We start from the raw sequence: 18131 nt of genomic DNA on the forward strand, positions 1-18131 counted from the left end.
TTTTTGTTCGTAGAATGTTGTGGGTTTGTTGTTGGTTGTTTGTTGGTAAATTAGTACCAGTCGCCTTCACACCTTGCGGTGCTTCCAGGTCTGGCCTATCAACCCCATAGTCTGTGGGGTACCTCAAATGAAACCTTATCTTAAAACAGGCTTCCCGCTTAGATGCTTTCAGCGGTTATCCCTTCCGTACGTAGCCAACCAGCTATGCCCCTGGCGGGACAACTGGCACACTAGAGGTACGTCCGTCCCGGTCCTCTCGTACTAGGGACAGCCTTTTTCAAGTTTCAACGCGCGCGGCGGATAGAGACCGAACTGTCTCACGACGTTCTAAACCCAGCTCGCGTGCCGCTTTAATGGGCGAACAGCCCAACCCTTGGGACCTACTCCAGCCCCAGGATGCGACGAGCCGACATCGAGGTGCCAAACCATCCCGTCGATATGGACTCTTGGGGAAGATCAGCCTGTTATCCCCGGGGTACCTTTTATCCGTTGAGCGACACCACTTCCACTCGTAGGTGCCGGATCACTAGTCCCTACTTTCGTACCTGCTTGAGCTGTCGCTCTCACAGTCAAGCTCCCTTGTGCACTTACACTCAACACCTGATTGCCAACCAGGCTGAGGGAACCTTTGGGCGCCTCCGTTACGTTTTAGGAGGCAACCGCCCCAGTTAAACTACCCACCAGGCACTGTCCCCAACCCAGATCATGGGCCAAGGTTGAGATGCTCAATTCGATCAGAGTGGTATTTCAACTTGCGACTCCGCATCACCTAGCGATGATGAATCAACGTCTCCCACCTATCCTACACAAACCGAACCAAACACCAATACCAAGCTATAGTGAAGGTCCCGGGGTCTTTTCGTCCTGCCGCGCGTAACGAGCATCTTTACTCGTACTGCAATTTCACCGGGCCTGTGGTTGAGACAGCAGGGAAGTCGTTACGCCATTCGTGCAGGTCGGAACTTACCCGACAAGGAATTTCGCTACCTTAGGATGGTTATAGTTACCACCGCCGTTTACTGGGGCTTAAATTCTCCGCTTCGCAACCACAAGGGTTGCTAACAGGTCCTCTTAACCTTCCAGCACCGGGCAGGCGTCAGTCCGTATACATCAACTTCCACGTTTTCGCACGGACCTGTGTTTTTAATAAACAGTCGCTTCCCTCTATTCTCTGCGACCACCACCAGCTCAACCAGTCTGTCACCAGCAGTGGTCCCCCTTCTCCCGAAGTTACGGGGGCATTTTGCCGAGTTCCTTAACCACAGTTCACCCGATCGCCTTAGTATTCTCTACCTGACCACCTGTGTCGGTTATGGGTACGGGCCATATGTGCACTCGCTAGAGGCTTTTCTCGGCAGTACAGGATCACCAACATCCCCAACAATGGGTACGCATCACGCCTCACCCTCATGTGGCACGGATTTACCTATGCCACGGGCTGCACGCTTACACCACAATCCAATAAGTGGCTCGGCTACCACACTGCGTCACCCCATCACTTGGCTACTACCAACGAAGGTCCCACGCACACACACACCACAACTAATCAAAGAAAAGCAGTGGAGGTGTGTGGGTGGTTAGTACCATTGATTCACCACTGGGCGCGCACACACGGGTACCAGAATATCAACTGGTTGTCCATCGACTACGCCTGTCGGCCTCGCCTTAGGTCCCGACTCACCCTGGGAAGATTAGCTTAACCCAGGAACCCTTAGTCATTCGGCGGATAAGTTTTTCACTTATCATTCGTTACTCATGCCTGCATTCTCACTCGCACACACTCCACACCCGCAGGTTACCCTGGTGCTTCACAGTCGTGCACGACGCTCCCCTACCCAACAACACCCAAGGGTGTTATTGCCGCGGTTTCGGCGGTGTACTTGAGCCCCACTACATTGTCGGCGCAGAACCACTCGACCAGTGAGCTATTACGCACTCTTTCAAGGGTGGCTGCTTCTAAGCCAACCTCCTGGCTGTCTTCGCGATCCCACATCCTTTTCCACTTAGTACACTCTTAGGGGCCTTAACCGGCGATCTGGGCTGTTTCCCTCTCGACCAACGGAGCTTATCCCCCGCAGTCTCACTGCTGTACTCTCACTTTGACCGGCATTCGGAGTTTGGCTGACATTGCTAAGATTGTGGTCCCGCTCAACCAACCAGTAGCTCTACCTCCGGCAAGAAACATACAACGCTGCACCTAAATGCATTTCGGGGAGAACCAGCTATCACGGAGTTTGATTGGCCTTTCACCCCTACCCACAGCTCATCCCCTCAGTTTTCAACCTAAGTGGGTTCGCGCCTCCACAGCATCTTACTGCTGCTTCACACTGGCCATGGGTAGATCACCCCGCTTCGGGTCCAGAACATGCCACTCACACACCCTCATTAGGATTCGCTTTCGCTACGGCTACCCCACCCGGGTTAACCTCGCGACATGCCGCTGACTCGCAGGCTCATTCTTCAAAAGGCACGCCATCACCCCACAAGTGGAGGCTCTGACGGATTGTAAGCACACGGTTTCAGGTACTATTTCACTCCCCTCCCGGGGTACTTTTCACCATTCCCTCACGGTACTCATCCGCTATCGGTCACACTGAGTATTTAGGCTTACCGGGTGGTCCCGGCAGATTCACAGCAGATTCCACGAGCCCGCTGCTACTCGGGAACACAATCAAAAAACACCATCATGCTTTCACGTACGGGACTCTCACCCACTACGGTAGACCATTCCAAGCCACTTCCGTTAACACAACAAGCAATTTTCCAGCAGTCGGTAGCCCACTGACGATCATGCCCCACAACACCACACACGCAACCCCTACCAGGTATCACACGCACATGGTTTAGCCTCATCCACGTTCGTTCGCCACTACTAGCAGAATCACAATTGTTTTCTTCTCCTACGGGTACTGAGATGTTTCACTTCCCCGCGTAACCCCCACAACAGCTATGAATTCACTGAAGGGTAACCGCACATAACCACGGCCAGGTTTCCCCATTCGGACATCCTCGGATCAACGCTCTATTGGCAACTCCCCGAGGCTTAACGCAGCCTTACACGTCCTTCATCGGCTCAGCATGCCAAGGCATCCACCGTGTGCCCTTAACCAAACAACACAACAAACAGATACTCACAAACAAAAAACACTAAGAACAAAAAAGAATAGAATCTTTTCACTCAAAAAAATGAAGAAAAAACATATTCACACACATCACAATCAAAAAACACAATTTTTGACCACGATGAAAATGCAAAAAATACGCGTCCACTATACAGTTCTCACACAACACACCAACCACAACAACCACCAACACAAACCGTGCCGATACTTATTATCGTTGGCCACAGGAACAAACAATGTTGCCCCAGACACCCAACAGCATGCCAACCACTTCAAACTTATTTTGTCTTTTTATAACGTTGACTTTAAAAGACTTAACTGAACCAGGCACCACCGGAAACAATCAGTGTTTCCCAGTCATGACACCTTTGGGTGTGCTCCACCCGGATAAAATATGTGCCGCACGGTAACCACCATGCGGACTTGAAAATAATAATGCTCCTTAGAAAGGAGGTGATCCAGCCGCACCTTCCGGTACGGCTACCTTGTTACGACTTCGTCCCAATCGCCAATCCCACCTTCGACCACTCCCTCCACAAAATGTGGTTAGGCCATGGGCTTCGGGTGTTACCAACTTTCATGACGTGACGGGCGGTGTGTACAAGGCCCGGGAACGTATTCACCGCAGCGTTGCTGATCTGCGATTACTAGCGACTCCGACTTCATGGGGTCGAGTTGCAGACCCCAATCCGAACTGAGGCCGGCTTTCAGCGATTCGCTCACCCTCACAGGCTCGCAGCGCGTTGTACCGACCATTGTAGCATGTGTGAAGCCCTGGACATAAGGGGCATGATGATTTGACGTCATCCCCACCTTCCTCCGAGTTAACCCCGGCAGTCTCTCATGAGTCCCCGCCATAACGCGCTGGCAACATAAGACAAGGGTTGCGCTCGTTGCGGGACTTAACCCAACATCTCACGACACGAGCTGACGACAACCATGCACCACCTGTACACCAGCCACAAAGGGAAGATACATCTCTGCACCCGTCCGGTGTATGTCAAGCCCAGGTAAGGTTCTTCGCGTTGCATCGAATTAATCCACATGCTCCGCCGCTTGTGCGGGCCCCCGTCAATTCCTTTGAGTTTTAGCCTTGCGGCCGTACTCCCCAGGCGGGGCGCTTAATGCGTTAGCTACGGCACAGAAGTCGTGGAAGACCCCTACACCTAGCGCCCACCGTTTACGGCATGGACTACCAGGGTATCTAATCCTGTTCGCTCCCCATGCTTTCGCTCCTCAGCGTCAGTTACTGCCCAGAGACCTGCCTTCGCCATCGGTGTTCCTCCTGATATCTGCGCATTCCACCGCTACACCAGGAATTCCAGTCTCCCCTACAGCACTCAAGTTATGCCCGTATCGCCTGCACGCCCGAAGTTAAGCCCCGGGATTTCACAGACGACGCGACAAACCACCTACGAGCTCTTTACGCCCAGTAAATCCGGACAACGCTCGCACCCTACGTATTACCGCGGCTGCTGGCACGTAGTTAGCCGGTGCTTCTTATACAGGTACCGTCACATAACGCTTCGTCCCTGTCGAAAGAGGTTTACAACCCGAAGGCCGTCATCCCTCACGCGGCGTCGCTGCATCAGGCTTGCGCCCATTGTGCAATATTCCCCACTGCTGCCTCCCGTAGGAGTCTGGGCCGTATCTCAGTCCCAATGTGGCCGATCACCCTCTCAGGCCGGCTACCCGTCGACGCCTTGGTAGGCCATTACCCCACCAACAAGCTGATAGGCCGCGGGCTCATCCCTAACCGAAAAAACTTTCCACCATGAACACTAAATCACGGTCCTATCCGGTATTAGACCCAGTTTCCCAAGCTTATCCCGAAGTTAGGGGCAGATCACCCACGTGTTACTCACCCGTTCGCCACTCGAGTACCCAAGCAAGCTTGGGCCTTTCCGTTCGACTTGCATGTGTTAAGCACGCCGCCAGCGTTCGTCCTGAGCCAGGATCAAACTCTCCACAAAAAATAAGAAAAACAATTTCCTTATCAGGCTTCGTGAAAAGCCCAACCAAAACTGGCAAAAAAACAAACAACCAGCACAAACAACAAAAAATTGTTCACAAATGATTGTCCAAAAAATAATAGATGAAAAAACAAGAACACAATCCGACGAGGAAAAACTGCTCTTGCACGCTTCGTCACAACTAAGCGGGAACATCTAACGTTAATTCAACATGATTAACAAGGGCGAAAAAACAACAACCCTTGCCGGCCACACCAAACAACAAGCCCCACAAAGCCAACAAAACAAAATAAAAAGTACATTGGCACACTATTGAGTTCTCAAACAACACATCACCACCCAGCACCCAACTGGGCGCCTCAAGCAGCGAATTTCAAACTTACACCCACGAGCGAACCATGTCAACTCAAGGAAGTAAATCCATTCTGTCAACCAAACCAACCAGCGGCTGTCCCGGCGACTCGCTATAAGTTACACACATCCACAGATTTACACAAATTCCCTGCTAGAACTACGTTTTTACAAACAACTAAAGGCCGCTTAGTAAGCGGCCTTTAGGTTCTTGGCTCTAGGTGCCTAGGATTCACTCCTGCGCTCAATGGTGGCGCCGAGCGATTGCAGCTGTTCTACAAACTGCGGATAACCGCGATCAATATGGAAGACGTCGTAGACTTCAGTCACTTCACCTTCTTCGGCACAGAGTGCAGCCAACACCAGTCCGGCGCCGGCACGAATATCGGAGGACCAGACCGGAGTAGAGGAAAGGTGTTCTACTCCGCGCAGTACTACATGGTGACCATCAACGGTGGCATCGGCACCGAGGCGGACCATCTCATCAACGAAGCGGAAACGTGCCTCGAAGATGTTCTCTGTAATAACCGACGTTCCATCCGCAATGGAGGCGATACCAACAGCCATCGGTTGCAAGTCAGTTGGGAAGCCTGGGAAAGGAAGGGTCTGGTAGTCGGTTGCGGTTGGTCGCTTGTTCATGCGGACACGGAATCCCGTGGAGTAGGTTTCGATTTCCGCGCCGGCAACTTTCAGTTTTTCCAGTGGGAGGTGAAGGTGCTTCGGGGAGATACCGCCAACAGTAATGTCACCCTGAGTCATGGCAGCGGCGTACGCCCATGTGCCGGCGACGATGCGGTCACCTACTACTTCGTGAACGGTCGGCTGGAGCTTGTCCACGCCATCAATGATGATGGTGGAGGTACCTTCGCCCTCAATCTTTGCACCCATCTCTTTAAGCATGAGGCACAGGTCAACGATCTCCGGCTCGCGCGCGGCGTTTTCGAGAACGGTGCGGCCGTCGGCAAGCACTGCCGCGGTGAGGATGTTTTCGGTCGCGCCCACTGATGGAAAATCGAGATCAATCTCCGCGCCGCGGAGAGTTTCGGCCTCAGCCACGACGCAGCCGTGCAGGATGTGGGTGGATGCCCCCAGCTTTTCCAGGCCGGACTGATGCATGTCTAGCGGGCGGTTGCCGATCGCGTCACCGCCAGGTAGCGCGACCACCGCGCGGCCACAGCGCGCGGTGAGAGGTCCAAGCACGCAGACGGAGGCGCGGAATTGTCGGACCGCATCAAAGTCAGCGTCGGAAGATAGCGTGGCGGGAGTGGTGATGTGGACTGTGTCGCCGTCATCGTCCATCTCTACTGTGCAGCCAAGGCCTTCTAGAACGTCCTTCATGTAGGAGACGTCCAGAATTTTCGGGCAGTTCTTGAGAGTGGTAGTACCCTCCGCCAACAATGCTGCGGCCATGAGTTTGAGCACGGAGTTCTTCGCTCCGGCTACCTTCACAGAACCGTTGAGGGATGCGCCACCTGTTACAAGGAAATAATCTTTCACGGTTACAAAGCGTACCGAATTTTTGTGGACTACCGTTATGGCTATGGCTGTACATTTGACCAAGATTTATACCCGCACCGGCGATGATGGCACTACTGCCCTCAGTGATTTTTCCCGCGTTCCAAAGAACGATCCACGTTTGCAGGCGTACGCGGATTGCGATGAGCTCAATGCTTCCATTGGCGTGGTGCTCGCGATGGGTAACCCGTCGGAGGAGATCGTTGCCACTCTTCGCAGGGTCCAAAATGAACTCTTCGACGCGGGCGCCGATCTAGCCACACCTGACAATCCAGACTTGGGATACGAGCCACTGCGCATCACGCAGGAGTACATCGATCGCTTGGAGCAGGACTGCGACGCCTACAACGAGAAGCTCGAGAAACTGGACTCCTTTATCCTGCCAGGCGGCACTCCAGCCGCAGCGTTGCTTCACGTTTCCCGCACCATTTGCCGCCGCGCCGAGCGCGCGGCGTGGGCTGCGGTAGAAGCCGTTCCAGACACCACTTCTGTGCTTCCGGCGAAGTATTTGAATAGGCTTTCTGACCTGCTGTTTATCTTGGGTCGCGTAGCGAACAACTCCGACGACATCAAGTGGGTGCCAGGCGGCGAGCGCTAGTCCGTAGGATCCTAAAAAGGCGGGAGGGCCAAAGCCCTCCCGCCTTTTATTCTTGTTTTTACTAGATCACGGCAGTGCGCCGATGCGGCGTGCTGCGTTTACTGCTTCGTAACGGGTATGAGCACCCAGCTTGCGCATGACAGAGCGGAGGTAGCTCTTCACTGTCTCTGCGCCGATGCCCATCTCCTCAGCGGCCTCGACGTTGGTGTGACCCAGCGCCACGCAGGAAAGAACATCCAGCTCACGAGCGGAGAGCTTGGTGGTCTGCTTGACGCGAACCGGCGCAACCATTTGGTCACACAGCTCTTCAAGCTCGGTGCGAATATCTTCCTGCTCGATGCGGTTAGCCAACATGCGCAGCTTGGAGTGGGTGGAGCGAATCTGCTCCCACTCGGCGCCGTTCATCAGACGGCCCTGCTTATTCGCGCCGGCGCGAACGCCATCGGTGCGGCGCGCCGCTGCATTGACGGCCAAGTCCTGCTCAAGGGTGCGGGCCGTCATGGTGACTTCTTCAATGACCTTGTCGCCCAAACGCACTGGGGAGTGAACGCCAACGTACAGAACGCCGCGAACCTCACGGGTAACAATGACAGGCACAGCCACAATGGAGTGCATGCCTTCGTCTTGAATGACAGAGTCCATCTCGTGGGAAATCACATTAGCGCGGGTGTAGTCGCTCACGCCCACTGGGCGGCGGGTGGCAAGAACGCGTCCACCGACACCAACGCCAGCCTCAATAATCAAGTTCTGGAGAGCTGGAGTGCGAAGTCCAACCCACTGAGTGATCTGGAGTCGATTATCTGGCTGTACGCTCGCGTACATGGTTACCGGGATACCAGTAGCCGTCTTCAGTGATGCCAATGCAGAGCGGATTGCATCCTCATCTTCCTTGACGCGCTGTGCCTCCACGGACATACCTCCTGCGGGATAGAAAGTCACCTAATTTGTGGGTGATTCAAACTTCTGCCGGAAGTATAGCCACAACGCGGGGGTATGCAAAAGCACATTTCCACCCTCCGCCGTTTTGGTTTTAGTTCCGAATGGATTGCGTCGGGGGTGGAGGTCTGAAGTCAGTCACCGCCCCGAACTCCCCCACCCCTCAAAAAAGTTCCCGACTACCCCCGTGCGAACGCGCCCTTTTGGAGGTAATAACCACTAGCAAACATGCTGTTTATCAACACAATATTACGGATGGCAAGGTAGCCGCCCACCACGAACAGCAAAAACAGATTGCGCGCCATCTATCTACGCAGACAGCCTCCGTTGCCCCTCGGGCCACGAAATTATAGATGTAGCTCAGCTAATATTTAGGACTGATTAATGGTTAGAAACAAAAAGGAATTACTCAGCAGTTTTGAATATTTTTCACACAGCTAACTCGAATTCTCACGCCAAGCTCGCCACTTCTTCATTCACCTAAGGAACCAAGCTGACCCGTTCCACCTTCGCGGCAGACACAAAATGCAAGCGCACAGCAGGTCAGTAAAGTCCATCACCATGGACACACCCAAGAGATATAGACCACTTGTTCTGTTATAAAAGACCAAGCTGTCTAGCTTTTTTCGTGCAAGCGATGTACAGTGGTCGACATGGCACCACGAGGTGCAGATAAAAATCATCTATTTCTAGGAGCTTTTCTTCTCATGGCAAAGGTCTATGACAACATCCTTGACACCATTGGCAACACCCCATTGGTAAAGCTGAACCGTATTACCGAGGGCCTCGGCGCTACCGTGTTAGCAAAGCTGGAGTTCTACAACCCTGCTAACTCCGTCAAGGACCGCATTGGTAAGGCAATCATCGACGCAGCCGAGGCATCCGGCGAACTGAAGCCAGGCGGCACCATCGTTGAGGCAACCTCCGGCAACACCGGTATTGCCCTCGCGCTGGTTGGCGCAGCACGTGGCTACCACGTCGTTCTGACCATGCCAGAGACCATGTCCGCTGAGCGCCGTGTCCTGCTGCGCGCTTACGGCGCTGAAATCGTACTGACCCCAGGCTCCGCAGGCATGCAGGGTGCAGTAGACAAGGCAAACGAGATCCTCGCTGAGCGTGAGGGCTCCATCATGGCTCGCCAGTTCGCAAACGGCGCAAACCCTGAGATTCACCGCCAGACCACCGGCGAAGAAATCTGGGCTGACACCGACGGCGACGTCGACGTCTTCGTTGCCGGTGTTGGCACCGGCGGCACCGTCACCGGTGTTGGCGAGACCCTGAAGAAGTACAAGGAAGACGTTCACGTCTTCGCTGTTGAGCCAGCAGCTTCCGCACTGCTGAACACCGGCAAGGCTGGCCCACACAAGATCCAGGGCTTGGGCGCAAACTTCATCCCTGAGGTTCTTAACCAGAAGATCTACGACGAAGTCCTCCAGGTCAGCAACGAGAAGGCTATCGAGACCTCTCGCAAGCTCGCTGAGGCAGAAGGCATCCTCGGCGGCATCTCCGCTGGCGCTAACGTAGCTGCTGCACTCGAGCTGGCTGCTCGCCCAGAGTTCGAGGGCAAGACCATCGTTACCGTTATCCCAGACTTCGGTGAGCGCTACGTCTCCACCGATCTGTACGCAGACATTCGCGATTAATCGCCCACGAGCGTTCAGCCCGGCAAGGTACATCCTTGCCGGGCTCTTTGCACGGCTAGCCAATTTAATTCATTTCCCCGTGGTTGAAAACGCGCAATGTAGGTATAAACGAGTACGTTGTCAGTAAGTATTTGAACCACCAGAACGAAAGATCTTGATGTTCAGCATTATTCGGATGGTCCGTGAAGACCTAAAAAACGCCCGCGAACACGATCCAGCTGCCCGCGGTGACGTGGAGAACGCCATTGTTTATTCGGGTCTTCATGCTATTTGGTCTCACCGCGTCTCACATTGGCTGTGGACCCGTGGCTTCCGTGGCCCAGCCCGTATCCTGAGCCAAGCCACTCGTTTCCTCACCGGCATTGAGATTCACCCCGGCGCCACCATCGGCCGACGTTTCTTCATCGACCACGGCATGGGCGTCGTCATCGGTGAGACCGCCGAGATCGGCGACGGCTGCATGCTCTACCACGGCGTGACGCTGGGTGGCCAGGTACTAACACAGACCAAGCGTCACCCCACCCTTGAGGACAACGTCACCATCGGCGCTGGAGCCAAGGTGCTCGGCCCTATTACCGTGGGCAAGGGTTCCGCAGTGGGCGCCAACGCCGTGGTGACCAAAGACGTTCCTGAGTGCCACATCGCAACGGGCATTCCAGCAACAAACCGTCCGCGTAAGCCGGAAGAAAAGATCAAGCTGGTTGATCCGGACTACTACATTTAAAAAGTTAAAGCCGAGGCCACGTGGCCTCGGCTTCTTTCTTATGCCTTGACAGCGTCCTGGTATTCAGGGTTTTTCTCAATGAACCCCTTCACCGCGGAGCACGTAGGAATGATGAGGTAACCGAAGTTGCGGGTATCATCCAGCGCCTGCTGAATCAGCGGCTTGGACAGGCCCTGACCGCGGAACTTCTCGTCGATAACGGTGTGGTTGAAGTCGCGAACCTTGGCCTCAGCGTCCTGCTCGTACGCCGCGAAGCCGGCGAGCTCACCGTCTACAAAGATCTCGTAGCGCTGCTTGCTTTCGTTGTTCTTTACCTCGTTGCTCATTTTCCTAATTCCCTTCTGTTGGTAGTGGGCCTGGGCGCCACATAGCTAGTTCGGATTCCATGTCATCATTGTCTGGAATGTAGCCCAGCGGTACAAAGCCCATGGAGTGGTACAGGGCCGCAGAACGAGCCGAAGACGCCTCGAGGAAGATCGGGGTATCCCCCACGCGTTCGAAGCCGTGAGAAAGCAATGCAGAACCGATTCCTTCGCCCTGGGTCTCCGGTAGAGCCGCAATGGTGTAGAGATACCAGTGTGGGAACTGCGGGTGATACTTCGCATTGCGCACTTGGCGCACCACGTTAGAAACCACATCAGCGCCAAAGAGCCGAGCGCTCTCCGCCACCAACTTGGTCTGAGTCAAAAGAGACTTAGAAGCCTCCGGTGGCTCCCACAGCGCGCAAGCCACAACTCGACCAGTGGCGCCATCTGTAACTACGTCCACCACTCCCTCAGGCATGTAGTGCTGTTCCAGCTGGGACGTAAACAGCTGAGTCAAGATGTCGATCGGGTTCTCTTTGACTTTGTCTGACTTTCGCAGAAATGAAGCATCGTTTTTGAATGCTTCTGCGAGCACCAGCGCTACAGCGGGTACGTCGTCATTGGTTGCGGCTCTAATGGTGAACTTGTCATTCATTGTGCTGTGGTAACACATCCTTCTTGCTTGTGGCTTGCCTGCCCCATTGTGCCAGAAAATGAAAAACCCCGGCTCCTTTTTTCAAAGAAACCGGGGCTTCGTGGTGGCACGGACCAGGATCGAACTGGTGACCTTCCACTTTTCAGGCGGACGCTCTACCAACTGAGCTACCGCGCCACTGACCACAATGTGATCGAGCGACCCTGACGGGACTTGAACCCGCGACCTCCGCCGTGACAGGGCGGCGCGCTAACCAACTGCGCCACAGGGCCATTTTTATTTTTCAGTGCAGTTGTTCTCTGCAACGTGTTTAGACTCTACACAGTACTCTATTATCTGCACAAATCGGCAGGCAGACACATGTTTTTCAAGCTTTTCCACCTGGAAATAAGCCTCGTTGACACCGTGTACCCAGATCCTAGGTAAAGCAAAAACGGCACCTACTTAAAGTAGATGCCGTTGTTTGCGACCCTGACGGGACTTGAACCCGCGACCTCCGCCGTGACAGGGCGGCGCGCTAACCAACTGCGCCACAGGGCCTTATTTAATTGCCAATCACACAAGTGATTGAGTACTCCCAACGGGATTCGAACCCGTGTCGCTGCCGTGAAAGGGCAGTGTCCTAGGCCCCTAGACGATGGGAGCTAGTGCAGGTGTTCCTGCGCTGTGAGAAACTATACATGATCCGCAGCAATTAACAAAACCACAGTTCAGAGTGTAAAAATGTACCTCTATTTACGCTTTAAGGAGGCACATGTTCCGGCTCATCGGCATCGCGGTTTCAGTGGTTACTACAGCCTTGGCGCTTTACGCAGTGACCGAGGTGGTCCCTGGCATTTCCATCCACTCCCCTAACCAGGAAGAGGGAACGGGATTCCTGATTATCGCCCTCGTATTCGTTGCTGCAAACAAGGTAGTTGGACCAATTCTGCGCATGGCAGGAACACCACTGAAGTTCATCTCCCACGCACTATCACGATTGTTGGTAAATTCCGCACTGCTATGGATAACGCACCGAATCTCCACAGAGCTAGGGCTTGGGCTTTACATCTCTGACTGGTACTCACTGATAGCTGGTGCCGCCATCATGGCCATTGCAATGTGGATCATCACCACGGTCCGCGCCTTTCGCTAAGCCGCGCAACGCTAAACACCGCTTCACTTCTAAGCGTGATTACACTTATCGCTTGCCCACTAGTGCGGCTGAACGCCTCTCGCCTCTTAACTAGACAAGTTAGACCATGCTTTTCCAACCCCGCTCTGCGTCCTCAACATGCGAACCTGGGACAGAAAAGGATCTTGTCAGTTAAGCACCGCAAACAATCGGCATATCAGCCCATGTAAGTAATTTCGAGGTCTTGAATTGCCTACATCTAAGACCCACGTCGCTCGAATAACACTTCAAAAAAGAGATGGGTAGATAACGCTTCGCGGGGTTTAGTGCCAATGAAACTAGATTGCTCCAGAGGCTCCAGCAGCTGAGAAATCCACAAAAAAGGGAGCAGCTCATAAGCGCCACCCCCTTGAAGTCGTTATCCCGCTATGCGTTTTGGCCGTACCAGATAGACCCCAGCACACCCCTCACACAGCCTTCCAAGAAGACCGCGATGAGAGGTCGAGGATCATATTGGGTTCCCGGATTGCCGAAAATATTGAAAGACGTAGGCTGATAGAGCTGAATCAATCCGGAAATAATCCACTCATCTTCCACGCTCGCATGAATGAAGCCGTTAGCGCGGGCCGCAGCGATGATGGCGGAATTGGCAGCGTCTAGCTCCTGCTTCTTCTCCAACAGCAAAGGAGACAATTTCTCCTCCCCAGGCTCCAGAAGCGCCGGCACAAGAACGTTAATTCCTACAGGAATAACACGCTCAACCAACCCGAGCAGGATGTCCGCGGGCGCGCTGTGGCCGTCAGCCAACAATTGCATAGCCTCAGTCTCAAGAGCCACAACTTCATCGCACAGATGCACAACTACCGCTTCGACGAGGTCCTTGCGTGTTGGGAAATTGCGATACAGGGTGGCGATACCCACGTTCGCCTTTGCTGCAACCTGCTCCAGCCTTACCCTTTCACCTTGCGTGACAAACAGCATGCTCGCAGTTTCAATGATCCTGGCACGACGTCTAGCTGCATCCGCACGCAAAGGTTTCATGGTCACCCCCCTGTTTTTATTAAATCCACCTCCAGCCTAGTCGGTAGAGGTAAATTTTTTTCTACTTATAGTCAATATATTGCGCGCTAATATTTTTCGTTACTAGGGTCCGTACAGCCCATTGAACTAGTTTTTCCGGAATAAACATTCAGGACCCGCAACTTTCACTCCGTTCCCTCGCGCGACAACTTGCAGATCTATAGGAAACCGAAAATGAGCGAAGCTCTCCAGCTATCAACTAGGAGTAGGAATACAAAATATTGCCTTGACCCCGACCAAGAGACCCCGGCCCCCTCTCCCCTCGACTGCCTGCAGCAAGGCTCACGAAAGCGCGCCCTCCTGATCTAGCTGAAACAGCACGAACAGCAATACAGTGCCCATTTCAACTTAGCCAGCCGCCACGGCCAAATTGCACAACGACAGAAATTGGTAAAGCAAAGAAATCTGGGGCAAACACACAAAATGCGCGTCCCCCACGAAACTTCGTGCGGGACGCGCATTTTGCTCTTTAAGCTAAGAGCGCCTTTTCAATAGTCACCTACAAAGTAACTATCTATTGAGACAGACTTTCGTAATTAAGCAGCCTCGGAAACGTTAGAGGAACCGAAGGAAGAAGCAGTGTCGAACTGGAACTCCTTAACTGCGGAGGTCTCAGCACCGGCAGCGGTAGCCTCTACAGCGCCTCTACAGCGCCCTCGGTCTCAGCTGCGGAAGAGCCGCCGAGCTCAGCAACAGAAGAGCCACCGGTGAAGAGGTCACCCAGGGTCTGGAAGATGGTTGACTCGCCCTGGAACAGGTCGGAGACGGTGTTAATTACGGAAGACAGGCCGTTAAGTGCGGTGGAGAGTAGAGCGATATCCATGTTTTTTCCTCCTATGGACGGGGTGCCAGCTTGCTGCTGACAAGACTTCAGTTTGCTGACACCTGTTAGGGCGTCACACCTGTAATTTTGCCACGCAGCTCATTCACGTCAATCCCCAATTTAAGCTTTGAAAATTTACTTAAATCCCTAATAAACCTCTTATAACCGATAATAAATTGAACATCCATCCCTCACTAAGTCTCTGAGCTGGGAAAATGTTGGTTAGGCTTACCTTACTAAGTAAACAACCGGTAAACTTCAGGGAAAATGCTAATTTTTGAGCGCTCAAACAAAATTTTAAAATGTCACATCGCGCTCATTTAAACACCTTCAAAAACCGCAAAATTACCCCTATTTGTAGGTATTCCTAGGTGCTATCTGAGACCGTTTTGCAGTGAAAACTATCACTATGTGTCATATCCACAATTTTGCCGCTAATCACGTTAGCTCGAACGGGGGTACCAAACCTGCGTGAGTCACCGATGCTTCTTCCAGATCTCGGGGCGCTTCAAACATCCCCGAGGAGGGCGCCGGTTCATTTGGACGGCAAACTCCTCGGCGTCCTTTAATGGCATCTTCTGCCGCACCTAGGAGCAGCGACCGAAATGAACCTACTGTGCCGAATCCAATAGCCGCGTTGTTCGGATTAAGCCCACCTCAACAGAACAGTCGCAGCTTTACCGGTTAGGCAAAATTGCTACACCTCTACACACCCTCGAATTCCCTTGCTAGGACGTGCTGTTCGCTTTATTGAACTAGTTTCGTTAGGGACCGCTGTAGAAGGTGGCAGCTCGTAATTCGATTCCTCAATGGCTTGGGACTAGACACCATGGCATACGGTTGCGAGTCATCACCGAGAGCGCCGGAAGGGCCGATATCAGTTCCCACTCTACTTGGCACAAAGATCACTATGCCGACTGGGAAGGCCCATTCTTGGCTTCAGTTGGGGTTGGCAGATCGCTATTGTTTTCTTTGATCGCGAAAAGATCTGCGGAAGCTTCAGTGAGTAAACGTTCATTACCCACAACGATTAGCGGACACAGGCACACAGGCCACCGACTCACCGCTTTAGTGGGCACAAACGCAGAAGTTAGAGATAGGCCTCTCCGCGTGCAGTTGCCCTGATTCTCTCGGTTTACGGTTTCCCAAGCATGCCCCGTTGCACAGGTTTCATCCCAGACAGCAAAACACCGCATCCCCTGCTCAATCAGAGACAGGGGATGCGGTATGTGGTGGGCCCTCCGGGGCTCGAACCCGGGACCTGCGGATTAAAAGTCCGTAGCTCTACCAACTGAGCTAAAGGCCCAACGCCTATAAAATTTAGCAATTTCAGCCCGATTTGGGAAATCGAACTCGATGAGGAATGAGAGCCCCCAAGGTGGTGACCCTTGGGGGCTTTCAACTCGTACGCTTAGGAGAGCTTCATGGAGCCAGTCTCAGCAAAGCGCTGGTGGAAGGACAGTGCCTCGCCCATGATGTGTGGGGTGTGGAGGGTCTTCTTCTCGGTTGCGTATGCAACTGCGCGGTCGAAGTAGTCCTGCAGGATTGGGCGGTAGTCAGGGTGCGCAATGTCGATGATCTTCTGTGCACGCTGAGTTGGTGCCAAACCACGCAGGTCTGCGTAGCCGTACTCGGTGATGAGAACCTTCACGTCCTGCTCGGTGTGGTCAACGTGCGATACGAATGGAACGATCGCAGAGATGTCGCCGCCCTTAGCAAAGGATGGGGTGATGAAGGAGGAGATGTAGCCGTTACGGGTGAAGTCCGCGGAGCCGCCAACACCGTTCATGATGCGGGAGCCAACCACGTTGGTGGAGTTGACGTTGCCGTAGATGTCAGCCTCGATCAGACCGTTGGTTGCGATCAGGCCCAGTCGGCGGACAACCTCAGGGTGGTTGGAGATCTGCTGTGGACGCAGGATGATCTGCTTAGCGTACTTGGACGCCTCGTTGTTCATGCGCTCTGCGTACTCAGGAGACAGGGAGAAGGAGGTGGAGGACGCAACGGTCATCTTGCCGGCGTCGATCAGGTCGACCATGCCGTCCTGGATAACCTCGGTGTATGCCTGGATGTTCTCGAACTTGGAGTCCAGCAGGCCTGCCATCACAGCGTTTGGAACGTTACCGACGCCGGACTGCATGATGTACTTGTCGTATGCAAGGCGGCCGGCTGCAACTTCGCCCTCGAGGAAGTCCAGGAAGTGGCCAGCGATCAGCTTGGACTGCTCATCGATTGGCTTGAATGGAGCGTTGCGGTCTGGCTGGTCGGTCTCTACAACTGCAACAACCTTGTCCAGGTCGATGTCGATGTAGGTGGTACCGATGCGCTGTCCTGCCTCGGTGATTGGGATTGGCTGGCGGTTTGGCAGGCGGTTGATGCGGTAGATGTCTGCCATGCCTTCGAGCTCAACGGACTGCCAGGAGTTAACTTCGAGGATGATCTTCTCTGCGTTGTCCAGGTACTCGACGTTGTTACCGATGGAGGAAGAAGGAATCAGGTGGCCTTCTTCGGTGATGCGGACAACCTCAACGATGGCTACGTTCATTGGGCCGAAGAAGCCCTGCTCAACGTACATTGGGGATTCGGAGAGGTGGTAGTCAACGTAGAAGCTGGAGCCGTCGTTGATCTTGTTACGCATGATTGGGTCGGACTGGTAAGGCGTACGCAGGTTAATTGCGTCAGCCTCTGCCAGAACGCCGTCACAGTCAGGTGCGGTGGAAGCGCCGGTGAATAGGTTGATCTTGAACTCGTCACCCTTAGCGTGTGCTTCCTTGGCGCGCTCAGCGATTGCGGTTGGGAGTGCCTTAGGGTAACCAGCACCGGTGAAGCCGGAGATGCCGACATTGTCACCATTGTTAACGAACTGTGCAGCCTCCTCAGCGGACATTACCTTGCCAGCGAGCTGAGAATTCGCAATACGATCAGACATTCATCCTCCTAGACGAAACAGATGAGTTTTGTATGTTCGTGCGTGCCTTAGTCCTTTGTGAGGCAGCACAATGCTCACCTAGTTAGTTACGAACAACACAATACCGACTCCGCCCCTAAAATGTGACAGTTTGCACCCCTAAACTTCACCCCCTACCCCATATATCCCGACACAACAGGGGGTGCACTCAGTTCCCAACTGGGTTTTTCATATAACTACCAGCAATTACGTAGCCCATTGCAAGCCTTAAATGTGCGCCTTTTTCACCGCCCTGAGCGCTCACGTTAGGGCAGTTTTGCTAATTCTGCGAACCTACTCCTGACATAACAGGGCGGCTTGCTTTGGTTTTAGGGGGTCGGACGT

Annotated in this window: 11 protein-coding genes, 5 tRNA genes and 2 rRNA genes; 4 read left to right on the forward strand and 14 right to left on the reverse strand. The window is 53.6% G+C overall.

What is annotated here, in order from left to right; translation table 11 throughout:
• Positions 1 to 31: 31 nt before the first annotated feature.
• The 3 genes from ACXM2N_RS09695 to murA all read right to left on the reverse strand — a co-directional run bounded on the left by ACXM2N_RS09695 (position 32) and on the right by murA (position 6943).
• Positions 32 to 3117 (reverse strand): 23S ribosomal RNA (locus ACXM2N_RS09695).
• A 451-nt stretch (positions 3118 to 3568) separates the two neighbouring features.
• Positions 3569 to 5095, reverse strand: a 16S ribosomal RNA gene (locus ACXM2N_RS09700).
• Together the 16S and 23S rRNA genes form the textbook arrangement of a ribosomal RNA operon.
• Before the next feature lie 576 nt (positions 5096 to 5671).
• Positions 5672 to 6943, reverse strand: a complete 1272-nt coding sequence (murA, locus tag ACXM2N_RS09705) for a UDP-N-acetylglucosamine 1-carboxyvinyltransferase (protein WP_458488193.1) — start codon at positions 6941 to 6943, stop codon at positions 5672 to 5674.
• A gap of 43 nt (positions 6944 to 6986) precedes the next feature.
• On the opposite strand from murA, the gene ACXM2N_RS09710 reads away from it, so the two are divergent.
• Positions 6987 to 7559 (forward strand): cob(I)yrinic acid a,c-diamide adenosyltransferase, encoded by a 573-nt coding sequence (locus ACXM2N_RS09710; RefSeq protein WP_458488195.1) that lies wholly within the window; start codon positions 6987 to 6989, stop codon positions 7557 to 7559.
• A gap of 66 nt (positions 7560 to 7625) precedes the next feature.
• Here ACXM2N_RS09710 and ramA read toward each other — a convergent pair whose 3' ends face one another.
• Positions 7626 to 8468 (reverse strand): acetate metabolism transcriptional regulator RamA, encoded by an 843-nt coding sequence (gene ramA / locus ACXM2N_RS09715; RefSeq protein WP_458491126.1) that lies wholly within the window; start codon positions 8466 to 8468, stop codon positions 7626 to 7628.
• Positions 8469 to 9202: 734 nt separating this feature from the next.
• Here ramA and cysK point away from each other — a divergent pair.
• Entirely contained in the window at positions 9203 to 10138 is a 936-nt protein-coding gene (gene cysK / locus ACXM2N_RS09720) for a cysteine synthase A (RefSeq protein WP_458488197.1), read from the forward strand.
• Positions 10139 to 10313: 175 nt separating this feature from the next.
• Positions 10314 to 10862 carry a serine O-acetyltransferase EpsC gene (gene epsC / locus ACXM2N_RS09725; protein WP_458488199.1) on the forward strand — a complete coding sequence of 183 codons (549 nt, stop codon included), beginning with the start codon at positions 10314 to 10316 and terminating at the stop codon, positions 10860 to 10862.
• Positions 10863 to 10900: 38 nt separating this feature from the next.
• Here epsC and ACXM2N_RS09730 read toward each other — a convergent pair whose 3' ends face one another.
• The 6 genes from ACXM2N_RS09730 to ACXM2N_RS09755 form a co-directional block, all read right to left on the reverse strand.
• Complete coding sequence (locus ACXM2N_RS09730; protein WP_458488201.1) at positions 10901 to 11188, reverse strand: GNAT family N-acetyltransferase; 288 nt, start codon at positions 11186 to 11188, stop codon at positions 10901 to 10903.
• 4 nt (positions 11189 to 11192) lie between these two features.
• Complete coding sequence (locus tag ACXM2N_RS09735; RefSeq protein ID WP_458488203.1) at positions 11193 to 11822, reverse strand: GNAT family N-acetyltransferase; 630 nt, start codon at positions 11820 to 11822, stop codon at positions 11193 to 11195.
• 101 nt (positions 11823 to 11923) lie between these two features.
• Positions 11924 to 11999 (reverse strand) — tRNA-Phe (locus tag ACXM2N_RS09740).
• A gap of 21 nt (positions 12000 to 12020) precedes the next feature.
• A tRNA-Asp gene (locus ACXM2N_RS09745) sits at positions 12021 to 12094 on the reverse strand.
• A gap of 194 nt (positions 12095 to 12288) precedes the next feature.
• Positions 12289 to 12362 (reverse strand) — tRNA-Asp (locus tag ACXM2N_RS09750).
• 32 nt (positions 12363 to 12394) lie between these two features.
• Positions 12395 to 12467 (reverse strand) — tRNA-Glu (locus ACXM2N_RS09755).
• A gap of 109 nt (positions 12468 to 12576) precedes the next feature.
• Between ACXM2N_RS09755 and ACXM2N_RS09760 the strand changes: the two genes are divergently transcribed.
• Positions 12577 to 12957 (forward strand): phage holin family protein, encoded by a 381-nt coding sequence (locus tag ACXM2N_RS09760; RefSeq protein ID WP_458488205.1) that lies wholly within the window; start codon positions 12577 to 12579, stop codon positions 12955 to 12957.
• Between the two features lie 405 nt (positions 12958 to 13362).
• Here the strand turns inward: ACXM2N_RS09760 and ACXM2N_RS09765 are convergent, their stop codons facing one another.
• The 4 genes from ACXM2N_RS09765 to ACXM2N_RS09780 all read right to left on the reverse strand — a co-directional run bounded on the left by ACXM2N_RS09765 (position 13363) and on the right by ACXM2N_RS09780 (position 17768).
• On the reverse strand, positions 13363 to 13977 hold the full coding sequence (locus ACXM2N_RS09765) for a TetR/AcrR family transcriptional regulator (RefSeq protein ID WP_458488207.1): 615 nt from the start codon (positions 13975 to 13977) through the stop codon (positions 13363 to 13365).
• 673 nt (positions 13978 to 14650) lie between these two features.
• Complete coding sequence (locus ACXM2N_RS09770) at positions 14651 to 14839, reverse strand: hypothetical protein (protein WP_458488209.1); 189 nt, start codon at positions 14837 to 14839, stop codon at positions 14651 to 14653.
• A 1230-nt stretch (positions 14840 to 16069) separates the two neighbouring features.
• Positions 16070 to 16145, reverse strand: a tRNA-Lys gene (locus ACXM2N_RS09775).
• Between the two features lie 105 nt (positions 16146 to 16250).
• On the reverse strand, positions 16251 to 17768 hold the full coding sequence (locus tag ACXM2N_RS09780; protein ID WP_458488211.1) for an acetyl-CoA hydrolase/transferase family protein: 1518 nt from the start codon (positions 17766 to 17768) through the stop codon (positions 16251 to 16253).
• Positions 17769 to 18131: the final 363 nt, after the last annotated feature.

It is taken from the genome of Corynebacterium sp. ZY180755 (assembly GCF_054331495.1).